Source organism: Streptomyces sp. NPDC053673 (assembly GCF_055585225.1).
On record NZ_JBVJKN010000024.1, the window covers coordinates 54,152 to 70,368 of the forward strand.

A 16,217-nucleotide genomic window follows, 5' to 3' on the forward strand; every position below is an offset into this window, starting at 1 on the left:
ACCGTCCCGTACCCGGACGGCAGCCGGTCGCCCCCGCCGAAAGAGCCGGCGGTGGACCGTCTCCCCTGTGCGGTCCGCCGCCGGTACCCGTACCGGCGGACCCTACGGAAGGACTGGCTCCCTCGTGGCAGCGCACCGCAAACCCAGGCAGCGCACGCTCTACGGCCCCGCCGCCCGCCTCTCCGCCACCCTCGCGCTCGCCGGCGCGGCAGCCGCCACCGCCTTCGAGGGGGCCGGGCACGCCGAACCGCTCCTCACCCCGGACGAGGTCAGGGCCAAGGCCGACAAACTGTACGAAGAGGCCGAGGAGGCGACCGAGAAGTACAACGGCGCGAAGGAGAAGGCCGACGCGGCAAAGGCCTCGGCGAACGAGCTGCGGGACGAAGCGGCACGGCGTACGGACCGGCTCAACGCCTCCCGCAACGCACTGGGTTCCCTCGCCACCGCGCAGTACCGGGCCGGCGGCATCGACCCCGCCGTGCAGCTCGTACTCAGCTCCGACCCGGCCCGTTACCTGGTGGGCGCGGAGCTCGCGGAGCGCGCCGGGGAGCGGCAGGCCACGGCGATCGCCGGGGTCCGGCGGCAGTTGAGGGAGATCGCGCAGGTCCGTTCCGAGGCGGGCGAGCGGCTCACCGAGCTTCAGGAGCGGCAGGCGGAGCTGGCGCGGCATCGCACGACGATACGGAAGAAGCTCGCGGCGGCCGAGGCCCTGCTGGCACAGCTCACCGCCGCACAGCGCGCCGCGTACAACGGCCAGGACGGCACACCGACGGGCCGCGCGGACCGGGACGCCACCAGGACCGTCCCCGGCGCACCGGCGGCCACCGCGCCCAACGCACGTGCCGCGCAGGCCGTCGCGTACGCGTACGGAGCGCTCGGCAAGCCGTACGTCTGGGGCGCGACCGGGCCCTCCGCGTACGACTGCTCTGGCCTGACCCAGGCCGCCTGGCGTGCCGCGGGCATCTCCCTCCCCCGCACGACGTACACCCAGATCAACGCGGGCCGGAGCGTCCCGCGGTCCCAACTCGCCCCCGGGGACCTGGTCTTCTTCTACTCCGGCATCTCCCATGTGGGCCTCTACATCGGCGGCGGCCGGATGATCCACGCACCGCGTCCGGGGGCGCCGGTCCGGATCGCGCCGATCGACGAAATGCCGTATGCGGGGGCGACGCGGGTCGCGTAGCATCCCGGCTTCATGGAATCGATCGCCCATGACATACAGAACTCCTCACGCACGCTGACGTTGCGTTCTCCGGACCACCGGCGGGTGGGCCCGTTCACGGTGCGGTACAACCCCGACTGGGAGATTCCGCCCGCCAATTACGCGATCCCCGACGCGGGCGCGGTCCCGTCGGCCGCCGACATCGAGGCGCTGGTCGCGCTGTTCCGGGAGCTGGACCGGGTGCCGCGGCTGGAGTTCCTGCCGTCCACCGCTCCCGGCACCGAATCCGCGCTGCTGGCGGCCGGGTTCACGGTCACCAACCGCGCACCTCTGCTGGCCTGCGCGCCCGGTGACCTCCGGGCGCCGAAGCCGGTGGACGGCATCACCGTCACCGAGCCGTCCGCACTCGCGGAGTACGTCGCCGCGGCCGGCGTCCAGCACCTCGCGTACGGCGGGACGGGCGAGCCGGCGGAGGGGGAGATCCGCTGGCTCCGGGAGGCGTCCGAGCACGGTGGCGTCGCAGCCCTCGCCACAGCGCTCGACGGCACCCCTGTCGCCGCGGGCGGCTGCTCCGTGCCGGTCGACGGCCTCAGCGAACTCGCCGGCCTCGCCGTGGCGGCCCCCTTCCGCCGGCGCGGCATCGGCGCCGTGGTCTCCGCGTTTCTGACCACGGCGGCCTTCGCCCGCGGGATCCGCACCGTGTGGCTGGAGCCGGGCGACGCCGACATCGAGCGCATCTACGAGGGCATCGGCTACCGGCGCGTGGCGGAGAAGGCGGACTTCACTCTTCCGGAGTGACGGAGCCCCCTGGCACCGCACCCCGTGGTGCCCGGCTCCTGGGAAGTGTCTTCAGAGGAACGTCGCCCGCCCGCGCGGAGCGTCCACAGCGGGTTCCACCAGCCCGTGCTCACGGCCCGGGTCAGTGACCCGCCGCCGACGGGTTCGGACCGCGTTCGTACGTGACCTGGCGGGTCAGCCAGCGGAAGACATCGGGGACCTGGCGCTTCCACTCGCCGGTGTCGTGGGCACCGCCGATCTCGAAGACGTCGACACTCGTCGGGAACTTGGCGGCGGCGCGGAGCGCAAGGCCCGATTCGTAGCCGTCGCCGCGGGCGCCGGAGACGAAGAGCGCCGTGCGCGGGGCGGTCCTGGCGGACTCCAGGATGCGCAGGGGGTTGTTGGCACGGCGCAGCTCGGGGTCGTGGGCGGCGAGGGAGGCCTTCTCGCCGGCCGGGTCGTTGTAGCCGGACAGGCTCACGCCGGCGCGGTAGCGGTCGGGGTGGGCGACGGCTAGCTTCGCCGCGCAGTGGCCGCCGGCCGAGTATCCGGCGACGGCCCAGCCGCCGGGCTTCTGCGTGGCGCGGAAGTTGTCCATGACCATCTTGCGGACGTCGACACTGAGCCACGAGTCCGCGTTGATCTTGCCCGGAATGTTGGCGCAGCCCGTGTCCGAGCGGCCGATCAGCGTGGTGCGCGGGGCGACGAGGATGAACGGCGCGACCTCGCCGCGCTCCATCATCGGCCTGAGCTGCTCCTGCACCTTGAGCGTGCCGAACCAGGCCTTGGCGGAGCCGGGATAGCCGGGCAGCATCTCGACGACCGGGAACTTCGTGTTCCGGTAGGCGGGCTGGTCGTACTGCGGAGGCAGCCAGACGTACACCTCGCCCTGGACGCCCGACACGTGCCCGGTGAGCGAGGTGACCTGCACCCCCTCCCCGACGATCGGGTCCTTGGAGCGCTTGAAGGTCTGCTTGCTCTTCGGCAGATCGGCCCAGCGGACCCCGCCCATGCCGTCCTTCCCGAGGTCCTGCGCGGTCGCGACATGGTCGCCCGTTCCCAGCAGGTCCTCCCAGCTGTCGTACAGGCCGTTGCTGTTGTTCACGGCAATGAAGACCACGAGCAGCGCGGTCGCCTGAGCGAAGCCGAGCATCATCAGCCGGACGGTGCCCCGCAGCAGGGCGGGGCCGCGCACCCGGCTCCACAGGGCCAGCGGCAGCAGTACGGCGACCACGGCCAGTGCGATCGCGGTCACGAACAAGGGCGTCCCGGTCAAACTCATCACGGACAGTCAGATGGAGCCCGACCCGCCCTGGTTGCCACGGTCGTACGGCGGTTTCATCACAGATTCCCGAATGTGCACGGCTGAATCGCGTACATGCACGGCTTCAGCACCGCGTACGTGCACGACCGCAGCACCACGCGCGTGCACGACCGCAGCACCACGCGCGTGCACGACCGCAGCACCACGCGCGTGCACGACCGCGTCACACGAGCCGGCGCGCCGTCGCCCACCGCGTCAGCTCGTGCCGGTTCGACAGCTGCAGCTTCCTCAGCACCGCCGACACGTGCGACTCCACCGTCTTCACGGAGATGAAGAGCTGCTTCGCGATCTCCTTGTACGCGTATCCGCGCGCGATGAGCCGCAGCACCTCCCGCTCGCGCTGGGTGAGCCGGTCCAGGTCCTCGTCCACCGGCGGCGCGTCCGTCGAGGCGAAGGCGTCGAGGACGAACCCGGCCAGCCGTGGCGAGAAGACCGCGTCGCCGTCCTGCACCCGGAAGATCGAGTCGACCAGGTCGGTGCCGGTGATCGTCTTGGTGACATAGCCGCGGGCACCGCCGCGGATCACACCGATGACGTCCTCGGCGGCGTCCGAGACGGACAGCGCCAGGAACCGGACCGGGCGCTCGGCGGCCGTCATCATGCTCGCGCAGCGGCGCAGCACCTCGACGCCGCCGCCGCCCGGCAGATGGACGTCGAGGAGCACCACCTCGGGGCGGGTCGCCGTGATCACGGTGACCGCCTGGTCGACGTCTGCGGCCTCGCCGACCACTTCGACGCCCGTCTCGTCGGTCCGGCCGATCTCGGCCTGGACACCGGCGCGGAACATCCGGTGGTCGTCGACGAGCACGACCCGTACACGACGCTCCGAGGTCCCACCGGCTCCGTCGGTCTGCTCGGTCATCCGTCCGCCCTCTCCATCTCAAGCTCCACTTCCGTGCCCTCACCGGGCCCGGACCGCAGGCGCGCCGTCCCGCCGTTGCGCTGCATACGGCCGATGATCGATTCTCGTACGCCCATCCGGTCCTCCGGAACCGCGTCCGGGTCGAAGCCGGGCCCCCGGTCCCGTACCGAGACGAACACCGTACGGCCCTCGACCTCCGCGTACACCCGAACGGGGCCTCCCTCGCCACCGTACTTCGCGGCATTCACCATCGCCTCGCGCGCGGCCTGCATCTGTGCGGTCAGCTTCTCGTCGAGCGGGCAATCGCCGACGACCACGACCTCCAGCGGGACGCCGTGCTTGTCCTCGACCTCGGCAGCAGCCTTCTTCACCGCGTCGGCGAGGGTGGCGGGCTCCTCGTCCTCGTCCTTGCCGGTGCCCTCCGGCCTGTACAGCCAGTTGCGCAGCTCGCGCTCCTGGGCGCGGGCGAGCCGGCGCACCTCGCCCGCGTCGTCCGCGCTGCGCTGGATCAGGGTCAGGGTGTGCAGGACGGAGTCATGAACGTGGGCGGCGACCTCGGCGCGCTCCTGGGCGCGGATGCGCATCAGCCGCTCCTCGGAGAGGTCCTGGGTCATCCGGACCAGCCAGGGACCCGCGAGCAGACCGACGCCGACGATCACGGCGATCGCCGCCGTCAGTACGTTGCCGAGCTGGGCCGCCGAGCCGCGGACGACCATGAAGACGGTCAGACCCATGCCGACCAGGGCGACGCCCGCGAGACCGCGCGCGAGCTGCAGCAGTCTGCGACGCCGGTCGTCGCCCGCCCACTGGGCCCGGCGGGCGTTGTCCGCCTGCCGCCACACCAGGACGACACCGGCCGCGATCAGCAGCACCGGCCACACATAGCGGTTGGCGGAGCCGCCCATGTCGACCTTGGCCACGAAGACGACCGCGCCGATCAACAGCGCGAACATCGCGAAGAGCTGGCCCTTGTCGGGCTTGCGCAGCCGCCGTCTGCCGTCCGGGGTCGTCTCGAACACGGGCTTCGGTTCGGCGGACCTGCCCCCCACACCGAGCGGGACGACGATCCAGAAAACCGCGTACAGCAGCGCGCCGAGCCCGTCCGCCATGAACAGGCCGAGGAAGACCAGCCGCACCCAGATCACCGGCAGCCCGAGATGCCCGGCGAGCCCGCGCGCGACACCGCCCAGCCACCGCCCGTCGGCGCTGCGGTACAGCTTGCGGACGGCGGGCTCTTCGGTCTCGGGCGGACGGGCGGCGGCGACTGGCATGCCCCGATCGTCACACGTACGTGCGGGCGCGGACATCAGGGCCGTCCCTGAGGCCACCCTGAACCTCAGGGGTCCCCCGGAGCCGGCATCGGCGCAATATCAGGGAAGGGCCAGGGTCGGGGCGGCTGCCGGCCGGGGATGCGGCCCGTCACCATGGAGTCATGACTCAGCCGACCGCTCCGCCGCCCTCGCCGCCGCCGGAGCAGCAGCCTCCGCCGGTGCTGCTGCGCCGGACCCCGCGGCACAAGCTCGTGGGCGGAGTGTGCGGCGGCCTCGGCCGGTACTGCGACATCGATCCGGTGATCTTCCGTATCGTCATCGGGGTGCTGTCGGTGACCGGCGGCATCGGCCTGATCTTCTACGGCTTCGCCTGGCTGCTGATCCCGCTGGAGGGCAGCGACGAGAACGAGGCGCGGCGCGCCCTGTCGGGCCGCGTCGACGGCGCCTGCCTGGCAGCGCTGCTGCTGGCCCTGCTCGGCTGCGCCGTGTTCCTGTCGATGATCGGCAACGGTGGCACGCTCGCGTTCTCCGCACTGCTGGCGCTGGCCGTGACCGGCGCCGCCGTGTGGTCGCAGCGGCGCACGATGGTCGCACCGGACGGCGGTCCGCTCGACGGGGCCACCGCGCAGGCGGTGGCGGAGGCACCGCCGGAGGCCAAGGCGCCGCCGACACCGGGCAGCCCCTCCTGGTGGCGCGACCCGATCATCAAGGACGGCTCCACGGGCCCGGTCGCCACCGGCTATCTGTGGGGGCCGGCCGACGCGGCGACGGACGTGGCGCCGCCGCGCCGGGGCGGGCGCGACCGGGCCGTCCTCGCGCCACGCCCCCGCGGACCGCGCGGCATCGGCGGTCTCGTCCTCCTGCTCGCCCTGGTGGCCGGCGGCCTGGGCACGGGACTGTCCTGGGACGGCCGGCCACTGGGCACGAGCCTGCAGATCGGACTGGCCTGCGCGCTCGCGGTGTTCGGCCTCGGCCTCGCGGTGGGCAGCTTCTTCGGGCGTATCGGCGTGGGCACGATCCTGATGACGGTGATCACGGCGATTCTGCTGGCGGGCGCTTCCGTGCTGCCCAAGGAGATCAGCACCGAATGGACGCGGACGCAGTGGCAGCCCGCCACGGTCGCGGCCGTCGCGCCGCGTTACGAGCTCGGCTCGGGCGACGCCACACTCGACCTCAGCCGTGTCGCGATCCCGGCGGAGACGACCGTGAGCACCCGGGTCGAGGTCGGCGCGGGACGCCTGAAGGTCGTGGTGCCCGAGGGCGCGAAGGTGAATGTGTCGGCGCAGGCGGGGATCGGCGACATCATCCTGCCCGGCGACCCGGCCAACGACGTGGACATCGCCCCGGACCAGGACCGTACCCGTACGCTCGCCCCGCCGGCCGGCGCGAAGCCCGCGGGCACGCTCGATCTCGATCTCGAGATCGGGCTCGGACAGGTGGAGGTGACCCGTGCTGCTTCATGAGTTCCGTCCGGGCCGGCTGATCGCGGGCGCGGCGGCTCTGGCGACGGCTGCGGCCTATCTCGGGGACGCGGCGGGCGCCTGGGAGACCGCGTGGTTCGTGGCCTTCCCGGTCGTCTTCGGCGGTCTGTTCCTCGCCGGGGTCGCGACCTTCACGCACTACCGCATACGGCGGCGCCGTTCCGCGATGGCGGCGTCGAGCGAGAACGCCGACGCACCGGCCAGCACCAGCGGCAGCCAGGCCATCAGATAGGCCAGGTCACTTGCGTATCGCTGTTGTAGGGTCACCATCCATGAAGCTGGTGCGTGTTCTGATCGCCCTCAGGATCAGCAACGAGACCGATGCTCCAGGGCGACGCTGTACCGGCACCTGCCCGACTAGAGGTGACGCCCGGCATGCGTGCGGGCAGGTCGCGGACTCAACTGGACGGCGTGACCGGGGACCGCATGCCGAGCCACTGCTCCGCGCCCCAGGCCTCGAACCGCTCCACCTCAGTGAACCCCAGCTTCGCCGCGAGACGCATCGAGCCGACGTTGGCGGTCTGGGTGGCGAGCATCACCGGCTCACCGGGAAGCGCGCCGGCGAGCCAGCCGAGTGCCGCCGCGCACGCCTCGGCGGCGTATCCGAATCCCCACGCCCGCGGTAGGAACAGATATCCGAGATCGGCCTTCCCCGCGGCAGCCGGGCGACGGTGCCCCGTTGCTCTCCTGAGCAGGATCTGGCCGATCATCGACCCGTCGAGATCGACGACGAAGCTCCCGGGCCACCGCTCCGGCCTCGGGCATCTCGCGCTCAAGCTCGTCACGCGGCCGGGGGCCGCCGAGGTAGGTGTGCACCTCTGGCGAGGCGAGCAGCTCGATGAATGCCGCACGGTCCCGGGCCTCGGGCTCACGAAGCACGAGCCTCTCGGTCCTGGTCGGCTCAGGCGGCCAAGCCACGGGGCCCAGATCTTCCATCCGCGTGCGCTAACAGGTGGTCAGTCAACCGAACGGGAAACGCTTGACTCCACCTGGATCCGAACCCCAAACAGCGCCTGGGGAAGCAGCTCCGGCTTACTGCCAGGAACCTGCCCGGCCTCGACCACGCCGTCGGCCCCTGATCACGGCATCCAGCGACCAATAGGGCGCTCCAGCCAGCACCAGCGGCACCCAGCAAAACATGTACGGGAGATCGTTGCCGTAGTAGTACGGCTCGGTCTGCCAGCTCACCGTCAGCCACAGGCTCAGCGAGATCAGCGCCCCGCCGAGCGCGGCGAGCCGCGCCAGCAGCCCGACCAGGGTGCCGATGCCGACGGCCAGCTCACCGAAGGCCATGGCGTAGCCGAACCCTTCGGGGTTGCGCAGGGCCATGTCCACGAGCCCGGGGACGGCGGAGGTGTTCCGCACATTGTTCATGAGCTCCCCGATGGACCCGGGGCCGGTCGCCGACAGGAACGCGCTGTCGGTGAGCTTGTCGAGTCCCGCATAGATGAACGTCACCCCGAGGAAGAGCCGTAGCGGCAGCAGCGCGTAGGGCTGCGCACGCTCCTTCCAGCTGCTCCTGACCTGATCGCTCGAGTAGGTGGCCGTCGTCCGGTACACATGTGTCATCGTCGCCTCCGTGTTTGACCCGGCTGGGACGATTCTCCCCACGCCCCGCGCCTATGCATACGGGGATGACGGCCGTACGGCTCAGCGCACGACGCCGCCTCGGTGCACGACGCAGGCTCACGTGTTTCCTTTGGCATCGGTAGCGATGCATCGTCCGTCGGTGTCCTGATGGTGTGTTCGGTGTCGGTCTCGGCGTCGCATCTGAGTGTGTGGATCGAATACGTGACCTTTTCGCCGGGGTGTCGTTGATCGGATGACAGCACCAGGGGCGGGAAGGGGGGCTGGTGAGCCGGAAGCTGCCGCTCGCCGAGGGCGAGGCCGCTCGCACTGCGTGCGCCCGCGCCCTGCTGCGCACTGGCGTGGACGAGGAAACCGGCGCGGTCCTGCCCGCGGCTGTGCTGGCGGAGCGTGTGGGCTGGGCTGTTGATCTGGTGTCGGGCATGGCTGCCGGACTACTGGCTGAGCACTGGAACGCAGGCGATGTGGATGCACTCGCCTCGGGTGTGGACGCGGGCGGGCGGAAGCTGCCGTCGAACGCGTGGATGGCGCTGCGCCGGCTGGGCTGGATGGCTGCCCCGGCCGGGGGTATGAAGGTCAACGACCGGATCGTGCGGATGGCCCAGGAGCAGGCCGGGCGCGGCCTGCGCTCGGCGAAGTGGCGGGCCGACCTCACGGCCGGCGTCATCGCGACGTGGCCCGCGGATCCGGGCAAGCGCACCCCCAATGAATGGGACCAGGTACGGGAAGCTGTCCCCGGCGGCCGGTATCTCCCCTCGAGCGTGATCCGCTCCCGCACTCGGCAGATCGCCGCCTTCCTCGCGAAGAACGGGCGTCTGCCGGTGGACGTGTTCGAGGTGGAGGGCGCGCCGAGGGCGGCGCGGATGCTGCTGCTGTCGGCGTGTGACGGGCAGCAGGCCACTCTTGAGCGCAGCGAGGGCGACTCGCAGCGGGCGCTGCTGCGGCTCCAGCTGCCGACCCGCCCCGACCCGAAGGCGTATCGGGACTGGACGTGGGTCGCCTGTCCCGTCACGCTGCCGCCGACGGTCCCGCCCGGTTCGGTGCTGCACCTGCCCACCCTGCGCATCCACACCGGCCGCGTGCACGCCGACCTCGCCTACACCCACGCCGTACCCAATGCTCCCCGCGCCGGGCACACCGTCGCGCTCGGCGCGGACTGGGGACTGAACACCCTGCTGTCCGCCGGTACCACCCGGCTGCATGCTGACGGCACCATCACCGCGCTCGGCTCCGGCGGCCAGTTCCGGGCTGGTGGGGTACTCGCCAAACAGCACCGGCTCCGCCGCGAAAGCGAGTACCTGCACGCCAAGGCAGAGCACTACCAGCGGCTCATCGGCGCGACTCCCGCGCATCCGCTGACCGGCAGACACGATGTGCTCCGCGAGGAGATCCGCCGCCTGTCCGAGCGCCGGACGAACCTCAACGACGCCCTGGCCTGGGCCGCCGCACGGTGGGCCGTCGACCAGGCGGTTGCCGCCAGGGCCAGCGTCATCTACCTCGAAGACCTCCGCTCGATGGAAGCGGGGGGCATGGGCTGCACCATGAACACCCGCCTGTCCCAGGCGGTACGCGGCCAGATCGCCGACCACATGCGGCACCTCGCCGCCGAGGCAGGCATCGCCGTCGTGACCGTCCCGCCTCGCGACACCTCCAAACACTGCCCCCAGTGCCTCACCCCCCTGCGGCACCGCAAAGCCCCCGACCGCCCCACCATCGCGGGCTGGAAATGGGCCATCTGCCCCGACCGAACCGGCTGCGGCTGGCAGGGCGACCGCGACCACGGCGGCTGGCGGCGCATCGCCGCCCGCGGTCTCACCCACCAGACCAAAACCGTCACCGACCACACCACCGGCACCATGGTGATCCGCTCCGTGGTGGACAAACTCGAAAGCAAAGCGGTCATCACCCCGACCATCGAGACCAGCTGGGAGGACCGGTCCAAGACCGGCCCCACCCGGCGACACACCACACGCCCCGCGCCCAGGCGACGCAGGGCACCCTCCCCCACCAGACCCCCAGGTCCGGCGGGCAAGCGTCCGGAGGGACACGCTCACACGGACCGGACCCGGCTGCCCCGCGCAGCCCACCGGAACCAGGACGTGACGACGATCAGCACACCCACCAACCGGCACAAGCCACGAGGAGCAGCACTGGGCGCAGGCTTCCACCTGCACGCCCACGCCACCCCTCCACAGTGGGCAGAACCCCCTCCAGACGCCACGTCTGGCATGGGATCGCTTAGCTGATCAGAGACGCTCAGTCCGCGACGTCGATGGTCACCCGGTTCGACTCGGTGCCCGCCGCCGTCACCACCTGCACATCGACCCTGCCCGGTTCGACCTCGGCCGGGACCGGGACCGTGACGCTCGTGTCCGTCGGGTTGGTGAAGCCGCCCGGGACGGGGATCAGCGGGACGTGGACGTGGACGGGGCCGATACGGACGGTCATCCGGGCCAGCCGGTCGGGGCTTCCCGCGCCCGGCGGCACGAAACCGGCACCGCGGATCTCGATGTCGTCGCCGGTGCGGATGGGGCCGTCGAGGTCACCGGGCTCACGGACGCGGACGACGGAAAGGACCACCGGCCGGCCGCCCTCCGCGTACTTCCCGGCGAGATAGACGCCGGCGGAGACCAGGACCAGTACCGTGAGGCCCCACGGCAGTCCGGGCAACTGGTCGGGTCGGCGGGCGAGCAGGACCCCCGCACAGGCCAGCGCCACAGCGCCGACGAGGACGTACTGCGCGTCAGGGAAACTGCCGCGCCCCGCGTCGTCGCACACCAGATCGGCAGGGCGCGGCCGGTCCGCCTGCACCTTCTGCAGGCGCTGCGTGATGATGCGCACGGTGACGACGCGGCGTACCACGACCGCGATCAGGCAGACGACCGTGACGACGGTCAGCAGGGCGGCGCCCTGGGCGAGTCCGAGCCCGGCCGGCTGCGACGCGGCGAGGCGGAGCGCCAGGAACAGGACGGTGTAGGCGGCGAAGAGCACCCACGCGGCGGCGACGGCCCGCGAGGTCGACAGCCGGTTGTCCTCGCCGACGAGCGGGGCGAGCAGGCCGCCGTGCGTCCGGTGCAGCCGGGCCGCGCCGGTGAGCAGGGCCGCCAGACAGACCGCGGCGGCCAGTCCCGCGGTGCGGGAGACGGTCCAGCCGGAGCCGATCGCGGTCCCGGCCTGGGCGATGAGCAGCAGCGCGACCCAGCCCCACAGGGCGAGGAGTGTGCGCCGCCAGACCCGGGTGAGCCAGGCCTCGCCTGCCGCCCGGCTTCGTTCCGAGACGGCACGGGCCGACTCGGTCAGCTCGTCGGAGACCCACTGACGGGACGCGCCCGCGGAGTAGGCGACCTGGGCGGGCAGCCCCTGCCCCCCGGCCAGTCCGTCGCGCAGGGCGAGGAATCCGGCGACAGCTCGCCGATGGCCCTCGCGTGCTCCGTGCGGGCAGTCGCCGCACGTGCAGCCTCCACCGTGCACGCTGTGTCCCGCTTCTTGCACCGCCACGGCGACGCACCCTTCCCCGGTAGGCAGCTTCGGCAACTACCCCGTAATTCCAAGGAATTGTGCCGTACGGGCGGGGATAAGCACGCACCGGAAAGCCGGCGCGAGGGTGATTTGCGCACGATCAAATTGACGTACTACGACATGAGTTCGGGCTCCGCTGCGGCGATCTGCCGCCACATCGGCTGGTAGTTGATCCATGCGACGAGATCGGTGCCGAGCTGCTCGCGGGTGGCGAGGGCGTCGCGGTGGTCGATGAGGAGCGGCTTTCCCGCCGCCCGGGCCTCCAGCTGGATCCGGGCGCAGCGCTCCATCGAGAGGAACCACCAGGCGGCCGCGTCCACCGAGTCGCCGACGGTGAGCAGCCCGTGGTTGCGCAGGATGATGCCCTTGTGCACACCGAGCGCGGAGGCGATGCGCCGGCCTTCTGCCGCGTCCACGACCACACCGGTGTAAGCGTCGTACAGAGCATGGTCCTCGTAGAAGGCGCACGCCTCCTGGGTGATCGGATCGAGCAGTTCCCCCAGCGCGGCCAGCGCCCGGCCGTGCACGGAGTGGGTGTGCGCGACGGCGACGGCCTCGGGCCTGGCCCGGTGGATCTCGGCGTGCACGGCGAACGCGGCCTGGTTGACGTGCCGGGTGCCCAGTACGACCTGTCCGTCACCGTTGACCAGGACGAGCTTGCCCGCGGTCATCGTCGCGAACGGCTCCCCGAACGGATTGACCCAGAAACAGTCCGGGACCTCCGGGTCCCGCGCGGTGACGTGCCCGGAAACACCTTCCTCGTACCCGAACCGCGCGAAGAGCCTCAGCGCCCCGGCGAGCCGCTGCTTCCGGTACGCCCGCTCGTCGGCCGGGGACTCGTGCACGGGCGGCATGGCGAAATGGAGCTGCTCGACGGGGACGGGCGCGGGAACGGGGAGCGGTGTCCCGGCCGACGTCTGGGCGGGCGTCTCGGTCATGCGGCGGAAGGTACCTCCGGTCACCCCAACTGACCAGAGGTTTCACGCGACGAAGCCGCCGCCCGCGCGATGCGGGCGACGGCTTCGTCCTTGTGCGTACGGGGAGGGGTCACTCCCACTCGATGGTGCCCGGCGGCTTCGACGTCACGTCCAGAACCACCCGGTTGACGTCCGCGACCTCGTTGGTGATCCGGGTCGAGATCTTGGCGAGCACCTCGTACGGCATGCGCGTCCAGTCCGCCGTCATGGCGTCCTCGCTGGACACCGGGCGGAGCACGATCGGATGGCCGTACGTCCGGCCGTCGCCCTGGACGCCGACGCTGCGCACATCGGCGAGCAGGACCACCGGGCACTGCCAGATGTCGCGGTCGAGCCCGGCCGCGGTGAGCTCCTCGCGGGCGATCGCGTCCGCCTCGCGCAGCAGGTCGAGGCGGTCCTTGGTGACCTCGCCGACGATACGGATACCGAGACCCGGTCCCGGGAACGGCTGGCGCTGGACGATCTCCTCCGGAAGGCCCAGCTCCTGGCCGACCATCCGGACCTCGTCCTTGAACAGCTTGCGCAGCGGCTCGACCAGCTCGAACTCGAGGTCTTCGGGGAGGCCGCCGACGTTGTGGTGCGACTTGATGTTCGCGGTGCCGGTGCCGCCGCCGGACTCCACCACGTCCGGGTAGAGGGTGCCCTGCACCAGGAACTGGACCGGCTGGTCGCCGTGCGCGCCCGCCTCGGCGATGATCTCGGCCTGCGCCTGCTCGAAGACCCGGATGAACTCCCGGCCGATGATCTTCCGCTTCTCCTCGGGGTCGGAGACCCCGGCGAGCGCGGTCAGGAAGCGCTCCTGCGCGTCGACGACCTTCAGCGAGACACCGGTCGCGGCGACGAAGTCCTTCTCGACCTGCTCGGTCTCGCCCTTGCGCATCAGGCCGTGGTCCACGTACACGCAGGTCAGCTGGGAGCCGATGGCCTTCTGGACGAGGGCGGCGGCGACCGCCGAGTCCACACCGCCGGACAGACCGCAGATCGCGCGCTTGTCGCCGACCTGCTCACGGATCAGCGCGACCTGCTCCTCGACCACGTTGTGGGTCGTCCAGGTCGGCTCGATGCCCGCGCCCCGGTAGAGGAAGTGCTCCAGGACCTGCTGGCCGTAGGTGGAGTGCATCACCTCGGGGTGGTGCTGCACGCCGTACAGCTTCTTCTCGTCGTTCTCGAAGGCCGCGACCGGGACGACGTCCGTGGACGCGGTGACGGTGAAGCCCTCGGGCGCGGCGGAGCAGGCGTCGCCGTGGGACATCCACACCGGCTGCTCGGCCGGGGTGCCCTCGAAGAGCGTGGAGCCTGTCTTGCTCACGTGCAGCCCCGTGCGGCCGTACTCACGCGCACCGGAGTTGTCGACGGTGCCGCCGAGGGTCTGCGCCATCAGCTGGAAGCCGTAGCACATGCCGAAGACGGGGACGCCGGCCTCGAAGAGCGCACGGTCGAGGCGCGGGGCGCCCTCCTCGTACACGGACGACGGGCCGCCGGAGAGGATGATCGCCGCCGGCTTCCTGGCCAGCATCTCCGCCACCGGCATGGTGGAGGGGACGATCTCGCTGTAGACCCGGGCCTCACGGACGCGGCGGGCGATGAGCTGGGCGTACTGCGCGCCGAAGTCGACAACGAGGACTACGTCCGGGTTGGATGCGGGCGCGGCAGCAGGGGACGCTGAGGACACTACGGCGGCCTTCCGGCGGTGGTGGGAGGGGTCTCTATTTGTCGATTCTACCGGCGGAGGAGGGTGGCTCTTCGTCTCACCATCCGAACCCGCGTTGGCCCCGCCCCCGGGGCCGGGCCATACTCACCCTCATGCGCAAGCACTCGACCTTCGTCTTTACCTATGGCATCCGGCCCGCCGGCTGCCATGGTCGTGCTGCTTGAGCAACTGACAAGCGACTTCCCAGGCGCCCCGGGCCACCAGGCCCGGGGCGCTCTGTGGTCTCCGGGCCCGGCCGCTCCGGGGCCTCCACCAAGGAGCCCTTCACCATGGCTGTCACCCCCGTCACCGACACCGGCGCCCGCACCTCCGAGGCCGCGGATGTGATCACCGGAGCCCGTGAGCGCATCGACACACTCGACGACCGGATCATCGGTCTGATCCAGGAACGGATGGCCGTCTCGGCCGTCATCCAGGAGGCCCGCATCACCTCCGGCGGCCGCCGCGTGAATCTCTCGCGCGAGATGGAGGTGCTCGGCCACTACAGGGACGCGCTCGGCAAGCCGGGTACGTCGCTGGCGATGACGCTGCTGGAGCTGTGCCGCGGCCGCATCTGAACGGCCGGAGCCGTCTCCGGATACGCACGTCAGTACGGGCACCCTCTCACCCGTACGGCCCGTGACCGCTCCCGTACGGCTTCGTTGGTCCCGATGTCCGTGCCAGCCAGGGGCGGGCCCCGAAGGAAAGAACCACGCGTGGCTCCGCTGGGGCGTGTGGCGTACCGCAGGTGCGTCGTGGGACCTCGCCCCGGCGCGCGTGACCGGTCGGCAGGGGACAGCAGCCCGGTCACCCCAAGGGCGGTCGGCTCCGGGGACGCCCGGGGCCGACCGCATCCGGTCGAAACGGTTGCGCAGGCCGCAGCCTTCCAGCACGATGCAGGCACTCCCGCACAGCAGCACTGCACTCCACCATTGCCATTGGTCCACACCACTCCGCGCGCCCTTCCGTGCGCCGGTACGGATGCGGATTCCGGCAACCCCACGCCAGCGGCGCCCTACCCCCCCCCGGCGCCGCACTCGGCACCGGCGCAGCCCTGACGTCGGTGCTGACAGCCAAGGGCCCCGCGGAAACGCTTCCGCGGGGCCCTTCCTGTTTCGGCTTCGCCTCCGCCTTTGCCTTGCCCCGACGGATGTGGCGCACGACACATAAAGATTCTGTGAGACGCCGTACAACCAATCCCCCTGGTCACAGGTCATGCATGCGGAACCAACAGCCACACCCGTGACCCCACAACCGGGGATGGCCCCCAGACTCCGTACCGCACGACGCGGTACGCCAGACTTCCCTGAGGTCTTCATGAAGCTTCGCCGCGCTATGGCTGTCGCCGCAGCGACCGCTGTCATAGCCCCTGCCGCCTTCCTGGCGGCGCCGTCCGCGTTCGCGGACGACACCACCGGCTCCACGAGCACGACCTCCGCCGGCACCACCGGCTCGACCGACGGCACGACCGGTGGCGACGCGACCACCGGCACGACGGGCTCCACCGACGGCACCACGGGTGGCGACGCGACCACCGGCACGACGGGCTCCACCGACGGCACCACGG

General features: G+C 71.4%; 13 protein-coding genes and 2 pseudogenes. 7 read left to right on the forward strand and 8 right to left on the reverse strand.

The window, feature by feature from the left end; translation table 11 throughout:
• Nucleotides 1–124 precede the first annotated feature (124 nt).
• Both ACZ6ZQ_RS28120 and ACZ6ZQ_RS28125 read left to right on the forward strand, forming a co-directional pair.
• The gene (locus ACZ6ZQ_RS28120; protein WP_469771299.1) at nucleotides 125–1,183 is read left to right on the forward strand and encodes a C40 family peptidase; all 1,059 of its coding nucleotides are present in this window, start codon (nucleotides 125–127) and stop codon (nucleotides 1,181–1,183) included.
• 12 nt (nucleotides 1,184–1,195) lie between these two features.
• Nucleotides 1,196–1,960 (forward strand): GNAT family N-acetyltransferase, encoded by a 765-nt coding sequence (locus ACZ6ZQ_RS28125; RefSeq protein ID WP_469771300.1) that lies wholly within the window; start codon nucleotides 1,196–1,198, stop codon nucleotides 1,958–1,960.
• Nucleotides 1,961–2,081: 121 nt separating this feature from the next.
• On the opposite strand, the gene ACZ6ZQ_RS28130 is transcribed toward ACZ6ZQ_RS28125, so the two are convergent.
• The 3 genes from ACZ6ZQ_RS28130 to ACZ6ZQ_RS28140 all read right to left on the reverse strand — a co-directional run bounded on the left by ACZ6ZQ_RS28130 (nucleotide 2,082) and on the right by ACZ6ZQ_RS28140 (nucleotide 5,396).
• Nucleotides 2,082–3,221 (reverse strand): alpha/beta hydrolase, encoded by a 1,140-nt coding sequence (locus ACZ6ZQ_RS28130; RefSeq protein ID WP_469771301.1) that lies wholly within the window; start codon nucleotides 3,219–3,221, stop codon nucleotides 2,082–2,084.
• A gap of 205 nt (nucleotides 3,222–3,426) precedes the next feature.
• A complete protein-coding gene (locus ACZ6ZQ_RS28135) occupies nucleotides 3,427–4,125 on the reverse strand; it encodes a LuxR C-terminal-related transcriptional regulator (protein ID WP_453658390.1) in 699 nt (232 codons plus the stop codon).
• Nucleotides 4,122–5,396 (reverse strand): PspC domain-containing protein, encoded by a 1,275-nt coding sequence (locus ACZ6ZQ_RS28140; RefSeq protein WP_469771302.1) that lies wholly within the window; start codon nucleotides 5,394–5,396, stop codon nucleotides 4,122–4,124. Before ACZ6ZQ_RS28140 ends, ACZ6ZQ_RS28135 begins: the two co-directional genes overlap by 4 nt.
• Before the next feature lie 161 nt (nucleotides 5,397–5,557).
• On the opposite strand from ACZ6ZQ_RS28140, the gene ACZ6ZQ_RS28145 reads away from it, so the two are divergent.
• Nucleotides 5,558–6,859, forward strand: a complete 1,302-nt coding sequence (locus tag ACZ6ZQ_RS28145; RefSeq protein WP_469771303.1) for a PspC domain-containing protein — start codon at nucleotides 5,558–5,560, stop codon at nucleotides 6,857–6,859.
• On the forward strand, nucleotides 6,846–7,109 hold the full coding sequence (locus tag ACZ6ZQ_RS28150; protein ID WP_469771341.1) for a hypothetical protein: 264 nt from the start codon (nucleotides 6,846–6,848) through the stop codon (nucleotides 7,107–7,109). Before ACZ6ZQ_RS28145 ends, ACZ6ZQ_RS28150 begins: the two co-directional genes overlap by 14 nt.
• Nucleotides 7,110–7,275: 166 nt before the next feature.
• Here the strand turns inward: ACZ6ZQ_RS28150 and ACZ6ZQ_RS28155 are convergent.
• Nucleotides 7,276–7,813, reverse strand: a pseudogene (locus ACZ6ZQ_RS28155) (GNAT family N-acetyltransferase).
• 96 nt (nucleotides 7,814–7,909) lie between these two features.
• The gene (locus ACZ6ZQ_RS28160) at nucleotides 7,910–8,446 is read right to left on the reverse strand and encodes a DoxX family protein (RefSeq protein WP_469771304.1); all 537 of its coding nucleotides are present in this window, start codon (nucleotides 8,444–8,446) and stop codon (nucleotides 7,910–7,912) included.
• A 284-nt stretch (nucleotides 8,447–8,730) separates the two neighbouring features.
• Here ACZ6ZQ_RS28160 and ACZ6ZQ_RS28165 point away from each other — a divergent pair, with 284 nt between their 5' ends.
• Entirely contained in the window at nucleotides 8,731–10,710 is a 1,980-nt protein-coding gene (locus tag ACZ6ZQ_RS28165; RefSeq protein ID WP_469771305.1) for a zinc ribbon domain-containing protein, read from the forward strand.
• A gap of 10 nt (nucleotides 10,711–10,720) precedes the next feature.
• On the opposite strand, the gene ACZ6ZQ_RS28170 is transcribed toward ACZ6ZQ_RS28165, so the two are convergent.
• From ACZ6ZQ_RS28170 to guaA, 3 genes are all read right to left on the reverse strand, one after another.
• Nucleotides 10,721–11,962, reverse strand: coding sequence for a hypothetical protein (locus ACZ6ZQ_RS28170; protein WP_469771306.1), 1,242 nt, complete (start codon nucleotides 11,960–11,962; stop codon nucleotides 10,721–10,723).
• Nucleotides 11,963–12,096: 134 nt separating this feature from the next.
• A complete protein-coding gene (locus tag ACZ6ZQ_RS28175; RefSeq protein ID WP_469771307.1) occupies nucleotides 12,097–12,921 on the reverse strand; it encodes a class II aldolase/adducin family protein in 825 nt (274 codons plus the stop codon).
• Nucleotides 12,922–13,030: 109 nt separating this feature from the next.
• Nucleotides 13,031–14,632 carry a glutamine-hydrolyzing GMP synthase gene (guaA, locus tag ACZ6ZQ_RS28180; protein ID WP_469771308.1) on the reverse strand — a complete coding sequence of 534 codons (1,602 nt, stop codon included), beginning with the start codon at nucleotides 14,630–14,632 and terminating at the stop codon, nucleotides 13,031–13,033.
• Between the two features lie 308 nt (nucleotides 14,633–14,940).
• Between guaA and ACZ6ZQ_RS28185 the strand changes: the two genes are divergently transcribed.
• Nucleotides 14,941–15,228, forward strand: a complete 288-nt coding sequence (locus ACZ6ZQ_RS28185; protein ID WP_469771309.1) for a chorismate mutase — start codon at nucleotides 14,941–14,943, stop codon at nucleotides 15,226–15,228.
• Nucleotides 15,229–15,985: 757 nt separating this feature from the next.
• Nucleotides 15,986–16,217: pseudogene (locus ACZ6ZQ_RS28190) on the forward strand (hypothetical protein); the annotation flags it as partial.